Source organism: Yoonia sp. 2307UL14-13, assembly GCF_037572755.1.
Taxonomy (GTDB): domain Bacteria; phylum Pseudomonadota; class Alphaproteobacteria; order Rhodobacterales; family Rhodobacteraceae; genus Yoonia.
Genome location: NZ_JBBIFZ010000001.1, coordinates 398,916 through 419,447 on the forward strand (window position 1 = coordinate 398,916; position 20,532 = coordinate 419,447).

At 60.0% G+C, this 20,532-nt stretch carries 19 protein-coding genes; 7 read left to right on the forward strand and 12 right to left on the reverse strand.

Annotated features, from left to right (window positions below; genetic code table 11):
* The first annotated feature begins 1 nt into the window (after position 1).
* Complete coding sequence (locus V8J85_RS02095) at positions 2-439, forward strand: DoxX family protein (protein WP_339951739.1); 438 nt, start codon at positions 2-4, stop codon at positions 437-439.
* Between the two features lie 188 nt (positions 440-627).
* Here the strand turns inward: V8J85_RS02095 and V8J85_RS02100 are convergent, their stop codons facing one another.
* A complete protein-coding gene (locus V8J85_RS02100) occupies positions 628-3,579 on the reverse strand; it encodes a VWA domain-containing protein (protein WP_339951741.1) in 2,952 nt (983 codons plus the stop codon).
* Between the two features lie 217 nt (positions 3,580-3,796).
* On the opposite strand from V8J85_RS02100, the gene uvrA reads away from it, so the two are divergent.
* Both uvrA and V8J85_RS02110 read left to right on the forward strand, forming a co-directional pair.
* On the forward strand, positions 3,797-6,679 hold the full coding sequence (uvrA, locus tag V8J85_RS02105; RefSeq protein ID WP_339951743.1) for an excinuclease ABC subunit UvrA: 2,883 nt from the start codon (positions 3,797-3,799) through the stop codon (positions 6,677-6,679).
* A 69-nt stretch (positions 6,680-6,748) separates the two neighbouring features.
* Positions 6,749-7,360 (forward strand): GIN domain-containing protein, encoded by a 612-nt coding sequence (locus V8J85_RS02110; protein ID WP_339951745.1) that lies wholly within the window; start codon positions 6,749-6,751, stop codon positions 7,358-7,360.
* 57 nt (positions 7,361-7,417) lie between these two features.
* Here the strand turns inward: V8J85_RS02110 and V8J85_RS02115 are convergent, their stop codons facing one another.
* Genes V8J85_RS02115 through V8J85_RS02130 form a run of 4 tightly spaced genes read right to left on the reverse strand, consistent with a single transcriptional unit; the run spans position 7,418 to position 10,824 of the window.
* Positions 7,418-7,801 carry a hypothetical protein gene (locus V8J85_RS02115; protein WP_339951747.1) on the reverse strand — a complete coding sequence of 128 codons (384 nt, stop codon included), beginning with the start codon at positions 7,799-7,801 and terminating at the stop codon, positions 7,418-7,420.
* Entirely contained in the window at positions 7,798-8,664 is an 867-nt protein-coding gene (mmsB, locus tag V8J85_RS02120; RefSeq protein ID WP_339951749.1) for a 3-hydroxyisobutyrate dehydrogenase, read from the reverse strand. Before mmsB ends, V8J85_RS02115 begins: the two co-directional genes overlap by 4 nt.
* Positions 8,661-9,647, reverse strand: a complete 987-nt coding sequence (locus V8J85_RS02125) for an enoyl-CoA hydratase/isomerase family protein (RefSeq protein WP_339951751.1) — start codon at positions 9,645-9,647, stop codon at positions 8,661-8,663. The genes mmsB and V8J85_RS02125 overlap by 4 nt, the downstream gene beginning before the upstream one ends.
* Positions 9,648-9,687: 40 nt before the next feature.
* Entirely contained in the window at positions 9,688-10,824 is a 1,137-nt protein-coding gene (locus tag V8J85_RS02130; protein WP_339953055.1) for an acyl-CoA dehydrogenase family protein, read from the reverse strand.
* 190 nt (positions 10,825-11,014) lie between these two features.
* Here V8J85_RS02130 and V8J85_RS02135 point away from each other — a divergent pair, with 190 nt between their 5' ends.
* Complete coding sequence (locus tag V8J85_RS02135) at positions 11,015-11,359, forward strand: cupredoxin domain-containing protein (protein WP_339951753.1); 345 nt, start codon at positions 11,015-11,017, stop codon at positions 11,357-11,359.
* Position 11,360: 1 nt separating this feature from the next.
* Here V8J85_RS02135 and V8J85_RS02140 read toward each other — a convergent pair whose 3' ends face one another.
* On the reverse strand, positions 11,361-12,860 hold the full coding sequence (locus tag V8J85_RS02140) for a CoA-acylating methylmalonate-semialdehyde dehydrogenase (RefSeq protein ID WP_339951755.1): 1,500 nt from the start codon (positions 12,858-12,860) through the stop codon (positions 11,361-11,363).
* Positions 12,861-12,985: 125 nt separating this feature from the next.
* Between V8J85_RS02140 and V8J85_RS02145 the strand changes: the two genes are divergently transcribed.
* The 3 genes from V8J85_RS02145 to V8J85_RS02155 all read left to right on the forward strand — a co-directional run bounded on the left by V8J85_RS02145 (position 12,986) and on the right by V8J85_RS02155 (position 14,750).
* The gene (locus V8J85_RS02145) at positions 12,986-13,420 is read left to right on the forward strand and encodes a CBS domain-containing protein (protein WP_339951757.1); all 435 of its coding nucleotides are present in this window, start codon (positions 12,986-12,988) and stop codon (positions 13,418-13,420) included.
* Positions 13,421-13,485: 65 nt separating this feature from the next.
* Positions 13,486-13,980 (forward strand): pantetheine-phosphate adenylyltransferase, encoded by a 495-nt coding sequence (coaD, locus tag V8J85_RS02150; RefSeq protein WP_339951759.1) that lies wholly within the window; start codon positions 13,486-13,488, stop codon positions 13,978-13,980.
* On the forward strand, positions 13,977-14,750 hold the full coding sequence (locus tag V8J85_RS02155; protein WP_339951761.1) for an alpha/beta hydrolase: 774 nt from the start codon (positions 13,977-13,979) through the stop codon (positions 14,748-14,750). The genes coaD and V8J85_RS02155 overlap by 4 nt, the downstream gene beginning before the upstream one ends.
* A 48-nt stretch (positions 14,751-14,798) precedes the next feature.
* Here V8J85_RS02155 and V8J85_RS02160 read toward each other — a convergent pair whose 3' ends face one another.
* From V8J85_RS02160 to tkt, 6 genes are all read right to left on the reverse strand, one after another.
* Positions 14,799-14,957: a hypothetical protein gene (locus V8J85_RS02160; protein WP_339951764.1), complete on the reverse strand. Its 159-nt coding sequence runs from the start codon at positions 14,955-14,957 to the stop codon at positions 14,799-14,801.
* Between the two features lie 182 nt (positions 14,958-15,139).
* Positions 15,140-16,141, reverse strand: a complete 1,002-nt coding sequence (gap, locus tag V8J85_RS02165) for a type I glyceraldehyde-3-phosphate dehydrogenase (RefSeq protein WP_339951766.1) — start codon at positions 16,139-16,141, stop codon at positions 15,140-15,142.
* Positions 16,142-16,210: 69 nt separating this feature from the next.
* Positions 16,211-16,354 carry a hypothetical protein gene (locus tag V8J85_RS02170; RefSeq protein WP_339951768.1) on the reverse strand — a complete coding sequence of 48 codons (144 nt, stop codon included), beginning with the start codon at positions 16,352-16,354 and terminating at the stop codon, positions 16,211-16,213.
* A gap of 117 nt (positions 16,355-16,471) precedes the next feature.
* On the reverse strand, positions 16,472-17,473 hold the full coding sequence (gene gap / locus V8J85_RS02175) for a type I glyceraldehyde-3-phosphate dehydrogenase (RefSeq protein ID WP_339951769.1): 1,002 nt from the start codon (positions 17,471-17,473) through the stop codon (positions 16,472-16,474).
* A gap of 136 nt (positions 17,474-17,609) precedes the next feature.
* A complete protein-coding gene (locus V8J85_RS02180; RefSeq protein WP_339951771.1) occupies positions 17,610-18,185 on the reverse strand; it encodes a DUF4329 domain-containing protein in 576 nt (191 codons plus the stop codon).
* Between the two features lie 137 nt (positions 18,186-18,322).
* The gene (tkt, locus tag V8J85_RS02185; RefSeq protein ID WP_339953056.1) at positions 18,323-20,341 is read right to left on the reverse strand and encodes a transketolase; all 2,019 of its coding nucleotides are present in this window, start codon (positions 20,339-20,341) and stop codon (positions 18,323-18,325) included.
* Between the last annotated feature and the right edge of the window lie 191 nt (positions 20,342-20,532).

A 20,532-nucleotide genomic window follows, 5' to 3' on the forward strand; every position in this document is an offset into this window, starting at 1 on the left:
TATGGCGCATGGTAACTTGCGAACTGCAGCACTCCATACTGGGCGCGTCCTACTTGCCTCTCTTTTCATTCTCGGCGGGGTCAACAAGATCATGAACTATGAAGCGACCACACTGACGATGAGCGAGATGGGCGTTCCGTTTGTCTCGCTTCTGCTACCGGCAACAATAGTACTGGAATTTGGAGGCGGGATGGCCGCAGCCATTGGCCGAACTGGGGCTGCAAGCAGCGCCGCAGTGCTTTTCACCTACACTCTTGTCGTCAACCTGATTTTTCACCGTTTCTGGGATATGCACGGCGACATGGCACAGGTTGAGTTATCCTTGTTCTTCAAGAATGTATCGCTGGCCGGTGGGATGTTGTATTTGGCCGCCCAAACCGCTGCGCAAAGCGACACAGTGCCAAACCGATCTTTGGGAAATTCGGAAGAGCGAACATAGTGGTTCGCTATCAGGAAGGCGGCTGATGTCCCGCAAAATTGTCCTTATGCGTTCGTGCTGGCAACGACAGGCATGGGAACAAACCCCGGCATCTGAGGCATTGGCCGCTGCATGCACGGGAGATTTGAATTCGGTCATGATTGGTGCAGCGCAATCCTGCCCCTTATCGGGGCACAACTCTAAATCCTCTATTTTGTGATCGTGATGGGCCGCGTCCCGATGATCATGTTGTCCTGCCGCATGAAGTACCGCAATTCGTAGTCGCCTGGGTTGTCCGGCATGCGCAGGGTCACCGGGTTGCCGTTATCGGTGTAGCTATAGCTGTCATAGCCGTCCTCGCCCACGCGCCCGATGCCGATATAGTCGCCATCATAATTCGGGCCGTCCCAGCCGACGATCAGCTCTTCGTCCACCGAGAGACTGTCCGGCGCGACGAGTTGCGCGGTGACCGCCGTGATCGTGATCGGGTGGCGCGCGATGATTTCGCTGTCCTGGCGGAGTTGATAGCGGATTTCGTAGTCGCCCGGCGTGGCGGGCATCAGCAGGTCGAGCGGCGCGCCGTTATCGGTGTAGGTGTAGCTGATATAGGCCTGCTCGCCGACCAGACCGACCGAGATGTAATCGCCGTCATAGTCGGGGCCCTCCCAATCGATACTGAGCGCAATGCCCGCCGGTGCTGTGTCGGGGGCGCGGAGCGACGCTTTGACGGCGGTGACTTCGATCGGTTTCGTCGCGATCACCTCGCTATTCTGCCGCAGGGTGTAGCGCAGTTCATAGGTGCCGGGTTCCGTCGGCATGCGGACCTGCAAAGGGCTGCCGTCGTCGGTATAGGTGTAGTTTTCATAGCCGCGTGCGTCGGGCTCGGCGACGGCGATGAAATCGCCATCATAGTCGGGGCCGGTCCAGTCGACGGTCACGAGGCTGCCAGCGATGGCGGTTTCGGGTGCGTTCAGGCTGACCTCGGCTGCGGTGACGGTGATGGGGCGTCGGGCGATGACTTCGCTATCCTGCCGCAATGTGTACCGGATTTCGTAATTGCCGGGAGTGGCGGGCATTTGCAGGCCCAGCGGATTGCCGTCGGATGTGTAGCTGTAGTTGATATAGGCCCGTTCGCCCGGTTCGCCGACGGCGATGAAGTCGTTGTCGTAATCGGGGCCAGTCCATTCAACCGAGACGGTTTCGCCTGCGGTGGCGGTGGCGGGCGCGTTCAGGCTGACCTGCGCCTTGGTGATGGTGATCGGTTGGGTCGCAATGATCGTGTTGTCCTGCCGCATGACATAGCGAATTTCATAGTCACCCGATTCGGGTGGCATTTGCAGGGCCAGCGGCGCGCCGTTGTCGGTGTAGTTGTAGTTGATGTAGTTCCGCTCACCGGGGATACCGACGGCGATGAAGTCGCGTTCATAATCCGGCCCGGTCCAGTTAATCGTGATCGTTTCGCCTGCGATTGCTGTGTCGGGGGCCGTCAGGCTGACTTCGGGTGCGGTGATTGTGATGGGCTTGGTCGCGATGATTTCGCGGTCTTGCCGCAGCCGGTAGCGGATTTCGTAGGTGCCGGGTTCCGGGGACATCTGCAGACCGACGGGGTTGCCGTCGGATGTATAGCTATAGTTGATATCGTTGTTTTCGCCCGGTTCGCCGATGGTGATCGTATCCCGATCGTAATTGGGGCCGTCCCAGCCGATTGCGATGGTCTCACCCGCGATGGCCGTATCCGGTGCGGTCAGTTGTGCCTTGAGATCGGTGACGGTGATTTCCCTGGATGCTAGCACTGTGGCCCCTTGTTGCATCCGGTAGCGGATTTCGTAGGCGCCGGGTTCGGTCGGCAGGACCATTTCGAGCGGGCTGCCTTGGCGTGTGCGGACCGGATTGAAGGCGCTGGAACCGCCATCCTGCGCCAGGACGATCATGTCGCCGCTATAGTCGGGGCCGGTCCATTCCACGCTGATCGTTTCGCCGATCACGCCGGTGTCGGGGGCGTCGATTGTGGCGGTCAGCGGTGTGACCTCGATCGTGGTGGAGGCGATGATCTTGTTGGGCCGGTCGCGGAGGAGGTAGTGGATTTCGTGCGGACCGGGTTCGGGCGGGAGTTGCAGCATGGCGGGGCTGCCGGAACTGGTGCGCTCATACGCGCGGGGCTGCGTTTCGCCGGCCCGAGAGGCGATGATCTGGTCACCTTCGCGGTTGGGGCCGGTCCATTCGACGGGGATGGTCGATCCAGCAGGGGCCGCGGCGGGGGCGCTGACCGTGGCTGTGGGGAGTGCTTCGGCGAAGATCAGCGTGGTGGTGACGTCGGCGTTGCCGGATATTGTGATCTCGGCGGATTGTGCGGCCTCGTCGATCAGGCGATAGGCGGTGGCCTGATAGGTGCCGGGGGTGAGGCCGAGGCTGAGGGGGTTGCCGGATTCGTCTTTGGCCAGATCTTCATCGCCGGACTGGATGGTCCAGAGGAGCGGATCGGTGATCAGTTCGCCGTTTTCGTCGTTGATCCGCGCCGCGAACGTGGCGGTGACGATGGCCGGTTCGGGTTCGGTCACCATTGCGGTCATGGCGAGGTTGAGCTCGGACGCGTTGGCGGCGGTCAGGAATTGCCCGCCGGTTTCATCGGCGATGCATTGCATTTGCGCGAGTGCTTCGGGGTCTTTGACGTCGAAGCCGATGACGTGGGCGGTGAAGTCAACGCCCGTCTCTTCGAGGGTTCGCGCGGCGGCGCAGGGATCGGGGTTGCAGGTTTCGACGCCGTCCGAGATGAGGATGACAGTGGCGCTGTCTTCGGTATAGCGCAGCGCCTCGGCGGCCGCGATGACGGCGTCGGTCATCGGGGTTTTGCCCAACGGTGAGATGCCGTTCACGGCGGTGACGATCTGGTCAACCTGCCCGGCGCCGGGGGCGACGATGGTTTCGATATCGGTGCAGTTGCCGCGTTCGCGGTGGCCATAGACGGTCAGGCCAAGGCCCTGATCGGTCGGGAAGTCGGCGAGGAGGTTGCCCACGACCTCTTGCGCGATGGTGATCTTGGCGGTGCCGTCGATCTGCCCCCACATGGAACCAGAGCCATCCATGACGAGGATTGTGTTGGGCCGGTCTTGGGCAGCAAGGCTGGTGGCGGCAAACAGAAATGTCGGGATGAGAAAGCGCATGAAAGAAAAACCCCCTATAAAAATATTCCATGAGCAAAGCACAAAGCGGGCGACCTGCATAGGTCGGGATTCCCGACTGCCGCCTTTTGCGGCGATGCCGTGTGCAACGGCCGTTCGTTGTCAGGATAGGGGTATTTGTTCATTCTTTGTTCGCACTTTTCGATTGGAGACTCGGGCGTGATGCCCTATCTGTTGCAGCGCAGAAGTGGGGACCAGAATGGCCGAGCTGAAAAATATCGAAGTCCGTGGCGCGCGCGAGCATAACCTGAAGAATATCGATGTGGATATTCCGCGTGATCAGCTTGTGGTGATCACGGGGTTGTCGGGGTCGGGCAAGTCGTCGCTGGCCTTTGATACGATCTATGCGGAGGGGCAGCGCCGGTATGTTGAATCGCTGTCGGCTTATGCCCGCCAGTTTCTGGATATGATGGAAAAGCCGGATGTGGATCATATCAGCGGTCTGTCTCCGGCGATTTCGATCGAGCAGAAGACGACTTCGAAGAACCCCCGGTCGACTGTCGGCACGATTACCGAGATTTACGACTATTTGCGTTTGCTGTTTGCCCGCGCCGGCACGCCGTACAGCCCGGCGACGGGTCTGCCGATTGAGGCGCAGCAGGTGCAGGATATGGTCGATCGCGTGATGGCGATGGAGGAGGGGACGCGGGGATATCTGCTGGCCCCGATCATTCGCGACCGGAAGGGTGAGTATCGGAAGGAATTTCTCGAGCTGCGCAAGCAGGGCTTTCAGCGGGTGAAGGTGGATGGTGAGTTCTATGAACTTGATGAACCGCCGACGCTGGACAAGAAATTTCGCCATGACATCGATGTAGTCGTTGATCGGATCGTCGTCCGGGAGGGGCTGGAGACGCGGCTGGCGGATTCGTTCCGGACCGCGTTGGATTTGGCGGATGGGATTGCGGTTTTGGAGACCGCACCGAAGGAGGGTGATCCGGAGCGGATCACGTTTTCGGAGAATTTCGCCTGTCCGGAGTCGGGGTTTACGATCCCCGAGATTGAACCGCGCCTGTTTTCGTTCAACGCGCCGTTTGGGGCCTGTCCCTCTTGTGATGGTCTTGGGGTGGAGTTGTTCTTTGACGAGCAGCTTGTTGTGCCGGATGTGACGTTGAAGATCGCCGACGGGGCGCTGGCGCCGTGGCGGAAGGGGAAAAGCCCGTATTTCCTCCAGACCATCGAGGCGATTGCAAAGCATTACGGGTTCAACAAGAACGCCCGCTGGAAGGATCTGGACCCGAAGGTGCAGCAGGTTTTTCTGTATGGTTCCGGCAAGGAAGAGATCAAGTTTCGCTATGATGAGGGCGGGCGCGTCTATCAGGTGGAGCGTCCGTTCGAGGGCGTGATCCCGAATATGGAACGCCGCTATCGCGAGACGGACAGCAACTGGATCCGGGAAGAGTTCGAGAATTACCAGAACAACCGGAATTGCGGGACTTGCGGGGGATATCGCCTGCGAGAGGAGGCGCTGGCGGTGAAGATCGGGCCTGCCAAGGGTAAGCCGGAGGAGCGCCTGCATGTGGGGCAGGTGGTGCGGATGTCGATCAAGGAAGCGTACGATTGGTGTCAATCCGTGCCCGATGCCTTGTCGAAGCAAAAGAACGAGATCGCCCATGCGATTTTGAAAGAAATCCGTGAGCGGCTGGGGTTTCTGAACAATGTGGGCCTCGAGTATCTGACGCTGTCGCGGAATTCTGGCACGCTGTCGGGTGGGGAAAGCCAGCGGATCAGGCTCGCGTCGCAGATCGGGTCGGGTCTGCAAGGCGTGCTTTATGTACTGGATGAGCCGTCGATCGGCCTGCATCAACGCGACAATGACCGGCTGTTGACGACGCTGAAAAACCTGCGTGATCAGGGGAATACCGTCATTGTCGTCGAGCATGACGAGGAGGCCATTCGCGAGGCTGATTACGTGTTCGATATCGGCCCCGGTGCCGGGGTGCATGGCGGACAGGTGGTTGCCAAGGGGACGCCGCAGGAGATCATGGCCGCCGATGGTTCGATCACTGGCGAATATCTGGTGGGCAAGCGCGAAATTGCAGTGCCTGCGACCCGCCGGAAAGGCAACAAGAAGAAGCTGACGGTCGTGAAGGCGACTGGCAACAATCTGCAGAATGTCACGGCGGATTTTCCGTTGGGCATGTTTACCTGCGTGACCGGCGTATCGGGTGGCGGAAAGTCGACACTGACGATCGAGACGTTGTTCAAGAATGCCTCGGTCAAGTTGAACGGCGCGCGGCAGACGCCGGGGCCGTGCGAGACGATCAAGGGGTTCGAGCATCTCGATAAGGTGATCGACATTGACCAACGCCCGATCGGGCGCACGCCGCGGTCGAACCCGGCGACGTATACTGGTGCATTTACGCCAATTCGCGACTGGTTCGCCGGCCTGCCGGAGGCGAAGGCGCGGGGGTATAAGCCGGGCCGGTTTTCGTTCAACGTGAAGGGCGGTCGGTGCGAGGCCTGTCAGGGCGACGGTGTCATCAAGATCGAGATGCACTTTCTGCCCGACGTCTACGTGACCTGCGAGACCTGCAAAGGTGCGCGCTACAACCGCGAGACGCTGGAGATTAAGTTCAAGGGCAAGTCCATCGCAGATGTGTTGGATATGACCGTTGAGGATGCGCAGCAGTTTTTCAGCGCGGTGCCGTCGATCCGCGAGAAGATGGATGCGCTGATGCGCGTTGGGTTGGGCTATATCAAGGTTGGCCAACAGGCGACGACGCTATCAGGTGGTGAAGCGCAGCGGGTGAAGCTGTCGAAGGAATTGGCCAAGCGGTCCACCGGGCGGACGCTGTATATTCTGGATGAGCCGACGACAGGTCTGCATTTCGAGGATGTGCGTAAGCTGTTGGAAGTGCTGCATGAATTGGTGGATCAGGGGAATTCGGTCATCGTGATCGAGCATAATCTGGATGTGATCAAGACGGCAGATCATATCATCGATATCGGTCCTGAGGGTGGTGATGGCGGTGGCAAGATCGTGGCTATCGGCACGCCGGAAAAGGTGGCTGAGGTCGCGGAAAGCCATACGGGCCGTTATCTGAAAGAAATGCTGGGCGCGCGGAAGGTGGCGGCGGAGTAGCTGGCGCATCTGTGAATTGTTTTTGTCGTTGGTCTTGGCTATCGCAAGTGACGACCATTGGAGACCGCGATGAAGATCATCACAGCTTTTTTCGTGGCCTTGTCCGCGAGTACCGCTTTCGCCGAAAGCGAAATCTATGAGACGGGTGCGTTTCGTGCCATTGACGTGCGGGACGGTGTGCAGGTTTCGGTAACGATCGGTGACGATTATGCGGTGACCGCGACGCCGGTGAAGGGTGATCTGGCGCAGCTGCGGCTGAAGGCGTTTTTGCCATGGTTGGCGATCGATCGCGACACAAGATGGCTGATCTGGCCGCAATGGCGGGATGATGTCTTTGCCGTGGATATCACGACGCCGGTCATGAATGGCGTGAAGGCGTTGGAAGGTGGCGTGTTGACGTTCACCGGTGATGCCGATCGCAGGTTGTGGGCCGAGGCCGGTGATGGGGGCGTGGTGACCTTGACCGATCTCGAGGTGTCCGAGCTGACCATCATGGGGCAGGCGGGTGGTAGGGTCATTGCCGATGGTGTGTGTGAGGAGCTGACCATTCGCGGGCGTGATGCATTTGTCGATCTGCGAGGGTTGGATTGTGCCAGTATCGTCGTGGATGCGCCGGGGTCGGACGTTTTGTTGCCCGATGGGGCGTGGGTTGTCGAGGAACATCCCGATCGCGAAAGTTGATGGGGTGGGTCAGAGACTTTTATGCCTCCGGCGGAGGTATTTTTGAACAAAAGAAGTTCAGGTGAAGATCGCGGCCGTGATGATCGCTGCGATGAACAGCCAGAAGATGATCCGGAATACGGCGAGGCCCTTGGGGAAGGGCGCGGTTTGGATCGGGTAGGGCAGGTGTCCTTCCGGTGAGGTGCCGGGGTTGAAGTTGATCTGGACGGTCTGGTCAGGCGTCGCGATTTCAAAGACACGGTTTTTGATGCCGGATTGCGTTTGGTAGAGCGTGGCGCTGGTGACGTCGCTGTGTTTGAGGGTCCAGCTGCCGATTTCGACTCGGTCGTCGAAGACCTTCATTTGGGTGCGTTTGGCTTTGGCCCAGGCGAGGGAGGGCCGGGGTGGCCCAGCGATTTCCGCGGCTTTGATGAAGGCCGTCCAGCTTGGGGTTTCTGTCATGTGCGGCTGCGCTTTTCGAAGCGGCGGAGCATGGCCGAGAAGTCTTGGCCTTTGCCGTCTTCTTGTTCGACGAATTGGGCGTAGAGGTCGCGGGCGGCTTCGCCCATGGGCGTGTCGGCGTTGGCGGCTTCGGCGGCTATTTGACTGAGGTTTAGGTCTTTCAGCATGAGGTCGGCGGCGAAGCCGGGTTTGTAGCCGTTGTCTGCTGGGCTTTGCGGCCCGATGCCGGGGGCGGGGCAGTAGGCGTTCATGCTCCATGAATAGCCTGAGGACGTGCTGACAACATCGAACATCGCCTGCCGGTCAAGCCCGAGTTTGTCGGCGAGCACGAAGGCCTCGCAGGTGGCGATCATGGTGACGCCGAGGATCATATTGTTGCAGATCTTGGCCGCCTGGCCGTTGCCTGCGGGACCGCAATGGACGGCTTTTTGGCCCATGATGTCAAAGAGCGGTTTGACCTTGGCGAAGGCGTCTTCGGGGCCGCCGGCCATGAACGTCAGGGTGCCGTTGGTGGCGCCGCCGATGCCGCCGGAGACGGGGGCGTCGATGGCTTGCAGGTCGTGGTTTTCGGCTTGGGTGGCGACCGCGCGAGCGGATTCGACGTCGACGGTGGAGCAGTCGAGGTGGATGGCGCCCTGCTTCATGGCGGGGTGGATTTCATTGGCGACGGCGCGGAGTATATCGCCGTTGGGGAGCATGGTGATGACGACGTCGGCGTCTTTGGCAGTCGCTGTGGCGCTGCTGGCGAGGCGGATGCCGTCGGGTTTGGCGATGGTGTCGAAGCCTGTGACATCGTGGGTTTTGGCGAGGTTGGCGGCCATGGGCGCGCCCATGTTGCCGAGACCGATGAAGCCTATTTTCATGTGTTATCCTCCCATTGCAGCCCTTGTTCGCCCAAGGGGGCCGTCATGACTGCGATTTGGTCTGCGGTGACGGGTTGCCATTTCGGGCTTTTATCCCGGTCGATGATGGCGGCGCGGATGCCTTCGATGAAGTCGCCCTGGGCCACGCAGCGATAGGTGTAGCGGAATTCGTGATTGAGGGCGGTTTGGATATCGGGGTTCTCGCGCACGGCGGCGAGGATTTTGCGGCAGACAGCTTGGGCAAGGGGTGCGTTGCGGGCGGAGAGTTTGTCGAAGCGTTGGGTCGCGTCGCTGTCGCTGCCGCTGATGAAATAGGCGTCTAGGTCGGGTTGCCATTTTTGGAGGCGGCTCTCTGGGGTCGGGTGCTTTGGTATGACCGCTTCGCCGGTTTCTGCGAGTTGTGCTTTTAGCGTCTCCCAATCGTCTTGCGGAACATAATGATCCGCAAAACCTGCATAGATGGCGTCGCCTGCGTCCATGCGGTCGCCGGTTAGACCAAGATATTCGCCGCAAGCGCCGGGTGCTTTCGCCAAAATGAGCGAGCCGCCGACATCTGGCACAAGTCCGATGGAGCATTCGGGCATGGCGATCTGGCTGCTTTCGCAGACGATCCGGTGGGAGCCGTGGCAGCCGACGCCGACGCCGCCGCCCATGGTGAAGCCGTGCAGGAAGGTGACGATGGGTTTGGGGTAGCTGTGGATTTTGGCGTTGAGTCGATACTCGTCGCGCCAGAAGCGACGGCCGTAGTCGAGGTCGCCGCGTTGGCCAGCGGCATACATTTCGGCGATGTCGCCGCCGGAGCAGAAGGCGCGGTCGCCCGCGCCGTCGATCATGATGAGCGCGATGGCGGGGTCGCTGCGCCACGTGTCGAGGGCATTTTCGATGGCGAGGCACATCTCCCACGTGAGCGCGTTGAGCGCTTTGGGGCGGTTGAGGGTGATGTGGCCGGCTTGGCCGTTTTGGCGGATTATCAGGTCTGACATTTGGTGTTGAGGTCCCGGATCAGGTCCGGGACTGCGTGGGTCATTGGATCAGGTGGCGCGCGGTGATGAGCCGCATGATTTCGTTGGTCCCTTCGAGGATCTGGTGGACGCGCAGGTCGCGCACGATTTTTTCGATCCCGTAGTCGGCCAGGTAGCCATAGCCGCCGTGGAGTTGCAGGCATTGGTCGGCGACTCTCGATCCCACTTCGGTGACTTGTTTCTTGGCCATAGCGCAGAACTTGGTGGCTTCGGGCGCGCCGGTGTCGAGTTTCCAGGCGGCTTGGCGGAGGAAGGTGCGGGCGGATTGCAGATCGATTTCCATATCCGCCAGTCGGAATTGTAGCCCCTGGAATTGGTCGATGGGTTTGCCGAAGGCTTTGCGTTCTTTCATGTAGGCGAGGGTTTGGTCGAGCGCGGCTTGCGCGGCGCCGAGGGAGCAAGCGGCGATGTTGAGGCGGCCGCCGTCGAGGCCTGCCATGGCGTATTTGAAGCCGTGTCCTTCTTGGCCCAGCAGATGGTCGGCGGCGGCTTTGCAGGCGTCCATTTGGACTTGCCGCGTGGGTTGGGAGCGCCAGCCCATTTTGTCTTCAAGACCGCCATAAGACAGCCCTTCGGCCCCGTCTTCGACAAGGATCGCGCTGATCCCTTTCGGGCCGTCATCGCCGGTACGGGCCATGACGATATAGGCGTCGGAATAGCCGCCGCCGGAGATGAAAGCCTTGGTGCCGGTCAATGCGAACCCTTCGTTCGTGCGGGTCGCTTTGGTTTTCAGCGCTGCGGCGTCGGAGCCGGAGCCGGGTTCGGTGAGGCAGTAGGAGAGGATCGTGTCCATCGTGAGTGCTTTGGGGATGATGCGGGCCTTGAGGGTGTCGGACCCGTAGGCGTCGATCATGCGGGCGCACATGTTGTGGATCGACAGGAACGCTGCGACCGAGGCGCAGGATTGCGAGAGGGCCTCGAAGACGAGGGTGGCGTCGAGGCGCGAGAGGCCTGCACCGCCGTGGTCTTCGCTGACGTAAAGCCCGCCGAAGCCAAGTTCGGCGAGTCTGGGCCAAAGGTCCTTGGGGATGGTGCCCTCGGCTTCCCATTGCCGCGCGTGGGGCGCGATGTGTTCAGCGCCGAAGGCTTGCGCCATGTCGAAGATCGCCGATTGTTCCTCGGTCAGGGCAAAGTCCATGATGCCTTCCTCAGCCATGAATTGAACGCTTGTTCATATCTTGGGCGGTTTGGGCATCGTTGGCAAGGGTGTCGATCAATCGACGATAATATTCGGTTGCGCGAGAATAAATGAGTAAGCCGATGCGTATTGCTGTCAGGTGCCTTTCAGAGCGCCGTAGAAATGTGTTTCAAAACGAGAGGAAGTTCCCATGTCCAATATTACCCGCCGTATGGCCCTGCGTCTTGCCGTGACTGCCGCTGCTGCCCCCTTGGCAGCCAAGATGGCCGCCGCCGATGGTCACGCCACGACCCATACTGTCGCCATCCGCGATTTTGCTTTTGCGCCTGCCAATCTGACGATCAGCGCTGGTGATACTGTGCGGTTCGTCAATGAAGATAGCGCGCCGCATACAGCCACAGCGGATAACGGATCGTTCGATACCGGTCGTCTGAGCGGTGGGCAGGCGGCTTCGCTGAAGTTTTCGTCTGCGGGCACGTTCAGTTATTTCTGCGCCGTGCATCCCAATATGAAGGGCAGCATTACGGTGGCTTGATCTATTCCATCACCGGAATCGAGAATTCGCCTCCCTCCTTGATCCCGGACGGCCACCGCGAGGTGATCGTTTTGGTTCTTGTGTAGAATTTGAATGCATCCGGTCCGTGCTGGTTGAGGTCGCCGAACATGGATTTTTTCCAGCCGCCGAATGTGTGGTAGGCGAGGGGGACGGGGATGGGGACGTTGACGCCGACCATGCCGATATTGATCCGGTTGGCGAAGTCGCGGGCGGTGTCGCCGTCGCGGGTGAAGATCGCGGTCCCGTTGCCGTATTCGTGGTGCATGGCGAGGCCGATGGCCTCTTCATAGCTTTCCGCGCGCACGGTTGATAGGACAGGGCCGAAGATTTCTGTTTTGTAGATGTCCATGTCCTTGGTGACGTGATCGAAGAGGTGCGCGCCGACGAAAAAGCCGTCTTCGTAGCCTTGCAGGCTGAAATTGCGTCCGTCCACGACGAGTTTCGCGCCCTGGTCGATGCCGGTTTGCACGAGCCGTTCGATGTTCGCTTTGGCGGCGGCGGTTACGACCGGACCGTAATCGACGTCATTGCCCGATGTGTAGGGGCCGACTTTCAGGGCCTCGACCCTAGGGGCCAGTTTTTCGATCAGCCGATCTGCAGTTTCGTCACCTACGGGGACGGCGACAGAGATCGCCATGCAGCGTTCGCCTGCCGCGCCGTAGCCTGCGCCGACCAAAGCATCGGCGGCTTGATCCATATCGGCATCAGGCATGATAATCATGTGGTTTTTGGCCCCACCGAAGCATTGCACACGCTTGCCGTTCGCGCACCCGCGTCCGTAGATATATTCGGCAATGGGTGTCGAGCCGACGAAGCCGATGGACTGGATCACGTCGTTGTCGAGAATCGCGTCGACCGCTTCCTTGTCGCCGTTGACGACCTGCAAGATGCCTTTGGGCAGGCCTGCCTCTTCCATCAACTCTGCCAGCATGAGGGGAACGGAGGGGTCACGTTCGGACGGTTTGAGGATGAAGGCGTTGCCGCAGACGATGGCGGGGGCGAACATCCACATGGGGATCATGGCGGGGAAGTTGAACGGGGTGATCCCGGCAGTGACGCCGAGGGGTTGTTTCATGGAATACATGTCGATGCCCGGGCCCGCGCTGTCGGTGTATTCGCCTTTCAGCAGTTGCGGCGCGCCGATGCAGTATTCGACGACCTCGAGCCCGCGGATGACGTCGCCTTTGGCGTCGGGGAGGGTTTTGCCGTGTTCGCGGGACAGCGCCTCGGCCAGTTTGTCCATGTCGCGGTGGAGGAGGCTGACGAACGCCATCATGACGCGCGCGCGCCGTTGTGGATTGGTGGCGGCCCATGCCGGTTGGGCCTCTGCCGCGATGGCGACGGCCTTGCCGAGTTCATCAGCAGTGGCGAGGGGGAGCTTTGCCTGCACCTCACCCGTGGCCGGGTTCATCACGTCGGCGAACCGTCCGGATGTGCCTTTGACATGTGCGCCGCCGATATAGTGGGTGAGTTCTTGCATGATATCCTCCGCAATCTTTGCGCCGACTATAGGGGTGGTTGTCGCGGGGTAAAGAGCTATGCTTGACAGATAGATGGTTGATTTGAGACGCTGAAATTCCGGAGCCATGGTGAGGAGGCCGCCCGATGATCATTTCCCAAATTTTGAAATCGAAGGCCGATGTCGGTGTGGTTTCCGTCAAGCCGTCGGACCCGGTCACTGACGCCGTGAAGCTGTTGTCGGAGAAACGGATCGGAACAGTGGTGGTTTCCTCTGATGGGAATGCACTGGATGGTATTCTGTCGGAGCGCGATATCGTGCGGGAAATCGGCAATCGGGGCGTCAGCTGCCTGACCGGCCCCGTCAGTGACATGATGACGGCGAAGATCGTGACCTGTACGCCCTCCCATACTGCGCTGGAAGTACTTGAGATGATGACGGAGGGCCGGTTTCGGCACTTGCCCGTGATGGATGACGGCAAGATGATCGGGTTGATATCGATCGGAGATGCGGTCAAGGCGCGTTTGGCCGAGTTGGCGATGGAAAAGGACGCATTGGAAGGCATGATCATGGGGCATTGATTGCCCTCTTGCCTTTGTTTGCGAAATATTGTTGCGTGCGCCCGCGATAAACAAAGAGGTGGCCCATGCGCACTGGTCTTTATCCCGGTACATTCGACCCCGTGACGTTGGGCCATCTGGATATCATTCGCCGTGCCTGTTCGTTAGTCGATCGGTTGGTGATCGGTGTGGCGATCAATCGGGACAAAGGCCCGCTGTTTTCGCTGGAAGAGCGTGTCGCGATGGTCGAAGCGGAATGTGCGCCGCTGAGCGCTGCGACGGGATGCGAGATTGTGGCCCATCCATTCGAGAATCTGCTGATCGATTGTGCGCGCGATGTGAATGCGTCGGTGATCCTGCGTGGCCTGCGCGCGGTGGCCGATTTCGAGTATGAATATCAGATGGTCGGTATGAATCGCGTTCTGGACGATTCGATCGAGACCGTGTTTCTGATGGCCGAGGCGCAGCATCAGGCGATTGCGTCGAAATTGGTGAAAGAGATTGCGCGACTGGGCGGCGATGTGTCGAAATTTGTCACGCCGGCGGTGAACGAGGCGCTGCTTGCGCGTTATGCCGGTTGAAGCTGCTTTGGATGTTGGCGGCGCTTTACATGACCTATGGCCTTGCGATGGTCTGGTTGCACCCGCAATTCATCTATCCCTTCGGTCCTGATCCGTTCGACGCGCGCGGATGGCAGCAAGAGGTTATCGGTGACCGCCAAGTTGCCATGGCTTTGTCCGCTGGATCTGAGGATGTCGCGACGCTTTTCTTTATGGGGAATGGCGGGGCGCTGGCCTATTTTACCTATACGCTGGATGCGCATGTCGCGGCGGGCCGCACCGTGGCGGCGATGGAGTATCCGGGCGGGGGTGGGATACCGGGAAAGCCATCGGAAAGGCGGCTGAAGGCGGATGCGCTGGTTGCCTATGACTGGTTGCGCGATCGCCATGACGGGCCGATTGTCGTGCATGGGTATTCCATGGGTTCGGGTCTGGCGCTGCATGTCGCGGCAGAACGGGAGGTTGCGGCGATCGTGCTGGATGCGCCGTTCGTGAAGATGTGCGAACTGATGACGCGGGCATCGTGGCTACCGGCGTGTTGGATGCCGGGGGTGCAAAAATGGAATTCGGCCCGATTGGTGCCGCGGCTGTCAGCGTCTGTGCTGGTGCAGCATGGGACGGCGGATCAGTTGATCCCGATGTCTGTTGGGCAGCGTTTGGTTGGGCTTATGCAGCGGGCCGGGCTGGATGTCACGTTTCATGCAGTGGAGGGTGCCACGCACAACAATCTGGCAGGGCAGGCGGGGTATCAAGACCGGATCGATACATTTCTTTCGAGGGCCATGAAATAACAAAGCCGCCCCGGTGGGACGGCTGGTTTTCGAAGCATTATGAGCGGCTTAGCCGTAGATCGCCCTCGCTGCGGTCTTGGCTGCGTCTTCGCGGAACATGCCCAGATCGATGGCTGTTTCCACCGGCATGTTTTGCAGTTCGCGCTTGAGACGGCTATAGGCCACGCGCTTTTCAATGGCGGTGCGTACTGTGTTCAGTGCGGTCATTTGCGTGCTCCTTTTAGATCATCGCGTTTCGTTTCACCAACCAGACATAATGATGCTGCGGTGCAGAACAACTGATGTATCGCGCTTGCGGCTATGCATTTTGTGCATGACGAAATCATGATTTGGTCACAAAAAAGCCGACCCGGTCTGGGTCGGCCTATTGTGTCGGCATATGATGAAGGTCAGATCAGTTTGCCCATCGCGACGGCGGTATCTGCCATGCGGTTCGAGAAGCCCCATTCGTTGTCGTACCACGACAGGATGCGGACCATGTTTCCGCCCAGCACCTTGGTCTGGTCGAGATGGAAGATCGACGAATGCGGGTCATGGTTGAAATCGGAGCTGACCATCGGCAGGTCGGTGTAGCCCAGAACGCCTTTCAGTGGGCCGTCAGCGGCCTTTTTGATTGCATTGTTGACCTCTTCGACGGTCGTGGCCTTGCTGGCCTCGAACGTCAGATCGACGACCGAGACGTTGGGCGTGGGCACCCGGATGGCCACACCGTCGAGTTTGCCGTTGAGTTCGGGCAGAACGAGGCCGACTGCCTTGGCCGCACCGGTGGAGGTTGGGATCATCGACAGGGCTGCGGCGCGGGCGCGGTACAGGTCCTTGTGCATGGTGTCCAGCGTGGGCTGGTCGCCGGTGTAACTGTGGATCGTCGTCATGAAACCTTTGGTGATGCCTACTGCATCATTCAGGACCTTTGCGACGGGAGACAGGCAGTTGGTGGTACAGGAGGCGTTCGAAACGACCAGATCATCGCCTGTAAGTGTATCGTGGTTTACGCCGTAGACGATTGTTTTGTCGGCATTTTTGCCCGGGGCCGAGATCAGCACGCGGCTTGATCCATTGTCGAGATGCGCCTGGCATGCCTCTTTCGAGGTGAAGATGCCGGTGCATTCAAGGACGACGTCGACATCTTTCCACGGCAGTTCCGCCGGATTCTTGGTCGCCGTGACCTCCATCGGGCCACGGCCGACGTCGATTGTGGTTTCGGTCGTCGTGACCGTCGCCGGGAAGCGCCCGTGCACGCTATCGAAACGCAAAAGGTGGGCATTGGTTTCGACCGGGCCCAGATCGTTGATCGCGACGACCTCGATATCGGTCCGTCCGCTTTCGATGATGGCGCGAAGTACGTTGCGGCCGATACGGCCAAATCCGTTGATGGCGACTTTGACGGCCATGGTCTTTCTCCTATCGGGACAATGTTGGCGCTAACATTGCGATTTATGACGAAAGGTCAACCCGGGGGGTCAGCGCCAGAAGGCCAGATATTCGATCAGGTCGCCGAGTTTTCTCATCAGGAAGGTGATTGTGTCGAATTCGATCAGGAAGATATCGGCTGCGATCAGGCCGAGGATCAGGATGCCGAGGCAGATGGCGATGGTGTTGGTCATGGGGGAGGTGTAGCGGCGGAGCTTGCGTATGTGAATGGTCGCAGTCCCGGACTTGATCCGGGACCTCTTTGTCGCGTTCGGTGGAGGCCCCGGATCAAGTCCGGGGCTGCGTTGCCACTAGTTCAGCCGCCCCATGGTCCCGGCGACGTCGGCCATGCGGGCGGAGAAGCCCCATTCGTTGTCGTACCAGGCGAGGACACGGACGGTTTTGCCGCCGATAACCTTGGTCTGGTCGGGGGCGAAGATGCAGCTTTGGGTTGTGTGGTTGAAGTCAATGCTGACCTTTGCCTCGGCGTCGTAGGCCATGACCATGCCCATGTAGCCAGCCGCGGCCCCGGCAACGATTGCATTCACGTCTTCGACCGTAACCGACTTGCCGGCCTCGAATGTCAGATCCACCGCGCTGACATTGGGGGTGGGGATCCGGATGGCGCTACCGTCGAGTTTGCCCTGGAGTTCCGGAAGGACTTGGCCCAGGGCCTTTGCCGCCCCGGTCGAGGTCGGGATCATCGCCATAGCGGCGGCGCGGGCGCGGTAGAGGTCGTCGTGCCGCCGGTCAAGCGTGGGTTGGTCGCCGGTGTAGCTGTGGATCGTGGTCATGATCCCGCGTTCAATGCCGATCGCGTCGTTGAGGACCTTGGCGAGAGGGGCAAGGCAGTTGGTGGTGCAGGAGCCGTTGGACACCATGCGTTCGGTTGGGTCGAGGTCGCGGTGGTTGACGCCATAGACCACTGTGCGGTCGACATTCTTGGCGGGGGCGGAGATGAGGACCTTTTTCGCACCGCGATCCAGATGGGTGTCGGCCTTATGCCCGTCGTTGAATTTGCCGGTGCATTCGAGGACGACATCGACGCCCTCCCAATCGAGTTCGGTCGGGTCATAGGTGGACATCACGTCGATCGGGCCGCGCCCCAAGTCGAGCGTGTCGTCCTTGACGGTGACTGTCTTGCCGAACCGTCCGTGCACGCTGTCGTAGCGGAGGAGATGGGCGTTGGTTTCGATCGGGCCGGTGGCGTTAATCTTGACGACCTGAACGTCGTTGCGCCCGGCCTCGGCGATGTGGGCAAGCGTGCAGCGCCCGATCCGTCCGAAGCCGTTGATCCCGAGTGTGACTGTCATGATCGTGCCCTTATACCTGTTGCCTTATGTTCGCTATAGGTAGCCAGGATTACGGACGTAAGGGTGAAAACGAAGCGAAACCAATATGTTAGCGATAAACCCACCTGTTGGCGCTAACTGTTTTCGCTAACGGATATCAGCTTTGTAGTGTTTCGAGTTCTTCGATGGTGTAGCGGTCCCGCCCGGGGTTGCGGGGATTGTGCCGATATGTCGGATCGTCGGTGAGGCAGGAACGCCCGCAGAGCATTTGCGAGATGCCGGTTTGTCCGTCGATCCGCCAGAACCGTCCCCCCGGCGTGCTGAGGTAATCGTCAAGTTCGGCGTCGAACGCCCCTTCGGCATCGTTCACCGATGGCAGTTCGTTGAAATAGCCGGGCAGATAGCCGCCATGTGTGTGGTAGCTGGCCACGACGTTTTCGGGGATGAACGCGATATAGCAGCCATCGGCTGTACCGGCGATCGGGTCGGTGCCGATGACGTTGCCGTCGGGTGTCCCGACGAAAAATCCGCAATATTCGCGGGATTCCGCGATGGAGACAGGTTGAATTTCGTTCAGGAAAGCCTTGGCATAGCTGCGGATTTGCGACACGGGCGCCGGGTCTACATTCGTCGGGGCCGGAATGGTTTCGGGTGTGAAAATGGCGTTACAACCCGCCATCAGTGTCACCATGAGAATGGTTCCGGCGAACCGGATTTTGGTGCGTTTCCGCATTGCTTTTGCCCCAATCTTTTTTCTTTTATGCCTTATATTGACCCGTGACCGGAGCGGTTGACAATGAAAAGAGAACGGACGTTCGGATCGGCGATGGCTTGCCGATCCTTATCGGGCCAATGTCACCCAATGCAGCGTTACTTGAGCAATGCGTCGACCTTGGCGACCGTCGCCTCGGCCGTGATGCCGAATTCTTCGAACAATCGTTCGGCCGGGGCGGATGCACCGAAACCGTGCATGCCGATGAAGCCGGATTTCTCGCGCTTGCCGCGTTCACCGAAGAGCCAGCGGTCCCAGCCAAAGCGGATCCCAGCCTCGATCGCCACACGCACCGGGCCTGCGGGCAGGACACGCTTGCGATAGCTTTCTTCCTGCTCTTCGAAGAGTTCCCAGCACGGCATGGAGACGACGCGGGTGCCGATCCCCTTGGCTTGCAACAGGTCGCGGGCCGCGAGGGCGACGCTGACCTCGGAACCGGTCGCCATCAGGATGGCCTGCCGCTTGCCTTCGGCGTCGGCGAGCACATAGGCGCCCTGCGCGGTGAGATTTTTGGTTTTATGGTCTTTGCGGACCGTGGGGAGACCTTGCCGGGTAAGGCTGAGGACGGTCGGTGTTTTCCGCGAAGTCAGCGCCAGTTCCCAGGCTTCGGCTGTTTCGACCGTATCGGCGGGACGGATCACGTTTATGTTTGGAGTCGCCCGCAGCATGGCGAGGTGTTCGACGGGCTGGTGTGTCGGTCCGTCCTCGCCAAGACCGATGCTGTCATGGGTCATCACATAGGTGACCGGCACGCCCATCAACGCAGAGAGACGCATGGCACCACGTGCGTAGTCGGTGAAGCACATGAACGTGCCGCCATAGGGTTTGGCACCGCCATGCAGCGCCATGCCGTTCATGGCAGCTGCCATGCCGTGTTCGCGGATGCCGTAGTAAATGTAGCGCCCCTTGCGGTTGTCGGGGGTGAAGACGCCCAGATCACTGGTCTTGGTGTTGTTGGAACCGGTGAGGTCGGCGGAGCCGCCGATGGTTTCCTTCATCACCGGGTTGATGACTTCGAGCACCATCTCAGACGATTTGCGCGTGGCGACCTTGGGTTGGCCTTCGGTCACCTGTTTTTTGAGCGCGCGGATCATGGCGCTGAGTTTTTTCGGTGCTTCACCCGCGTAGGTCCGGTTGAATTCGGCCTGTTTGCTGGCCGATAGGGTGGCGAAGCGGGCCTCCCAGTCTTTTCGGGTGTCTTCGCCGCGGGCGCCGATTGCTTCCCATTGTTTTTTGACGTCGGGGTCGACTTCGAAGTCGCCCATGGGGGCACCATAGGCCTCTTTCGCGGCTTTCAAATGCTCTTTATCGGTCAGTGCGCCGTGCCCTTTGGACGTGTCCTGCGCGGCGTGGCCCAAAGCGATGTGGGTCTTGCAGGCGATCATGGAGGGGCGATTGGTTTTCTTGGCGGCGGTGATGGCGGCGTCGATCGCGTCGGGGTCATGCCCGTCGATTTCCTGGACGTGCCAGCCGGCAGCGGCAAAGCGCTTGGGCTGATCAGTGATGTCGGCCATGTCGACGGTGCCGTCGATAGTGATGTTGTTGTTGTCGAAGAAGACGATCAGGTGGCCGAGTTTCTGCATGCCCGCCAGACCGATGGCTTCGTGGCTGACGCCTTCCATCAGGCAGCCATCACCGGCCATGACGTAGGTGTAGTGGTCGATGATCTTTTTGCCCCAGGTGGCGCGCTGGATTTCCTCGGCGATGGCGAAGCCGACGGAGTTGGCGATGCCCTGGCCGAGGGGGCCTGTTGTCGTTTCGATGCCGCGGGCGTGGCCGTATTCGGGGTGACCGGCGGTGCGGGCCCCCCATTGGCGGAAGTCCTTGACCTGGCTCAGCGGCATGTCTTCATAGCCGGTGAGGTACATCAGGGAATAAAGCAGCATGGAGCCGTGGCCTGCGGACAGGATGAAGCGGTCGCGGTCCGGCCAGTCGGGGGCTTTGGGGTCAAAGTTAAGGTGCTTTTCGAACAAGACCGTTGCCACATCTGCCATCCCCATTGGCATGCCGGAATGGCCGGAATTCGCCGCGGCGACCGCATCAAGCGTCAGGGTGCGGATTGCCGTGGCTTTCTTCCAGTGGTCGGGATGGGCGGAACGGAGGGCTGAGATATCCAAGGTGCTGGTCCTGTCAGAAATGATGATGGCTTGGTCGCCCAGCCTCATATCAGGCCCTTGGGTGAGTTCAAGCATGGACGCTAAGTGGTTCATATCCCTGATCTCGCCGGTTTGCGGGGGGTGCGGTGTTCGCTTAGGCTGCGGGAAACAAGGGACGATTCGGGTTAGCCGGATCGATTTTCACGCGGGCG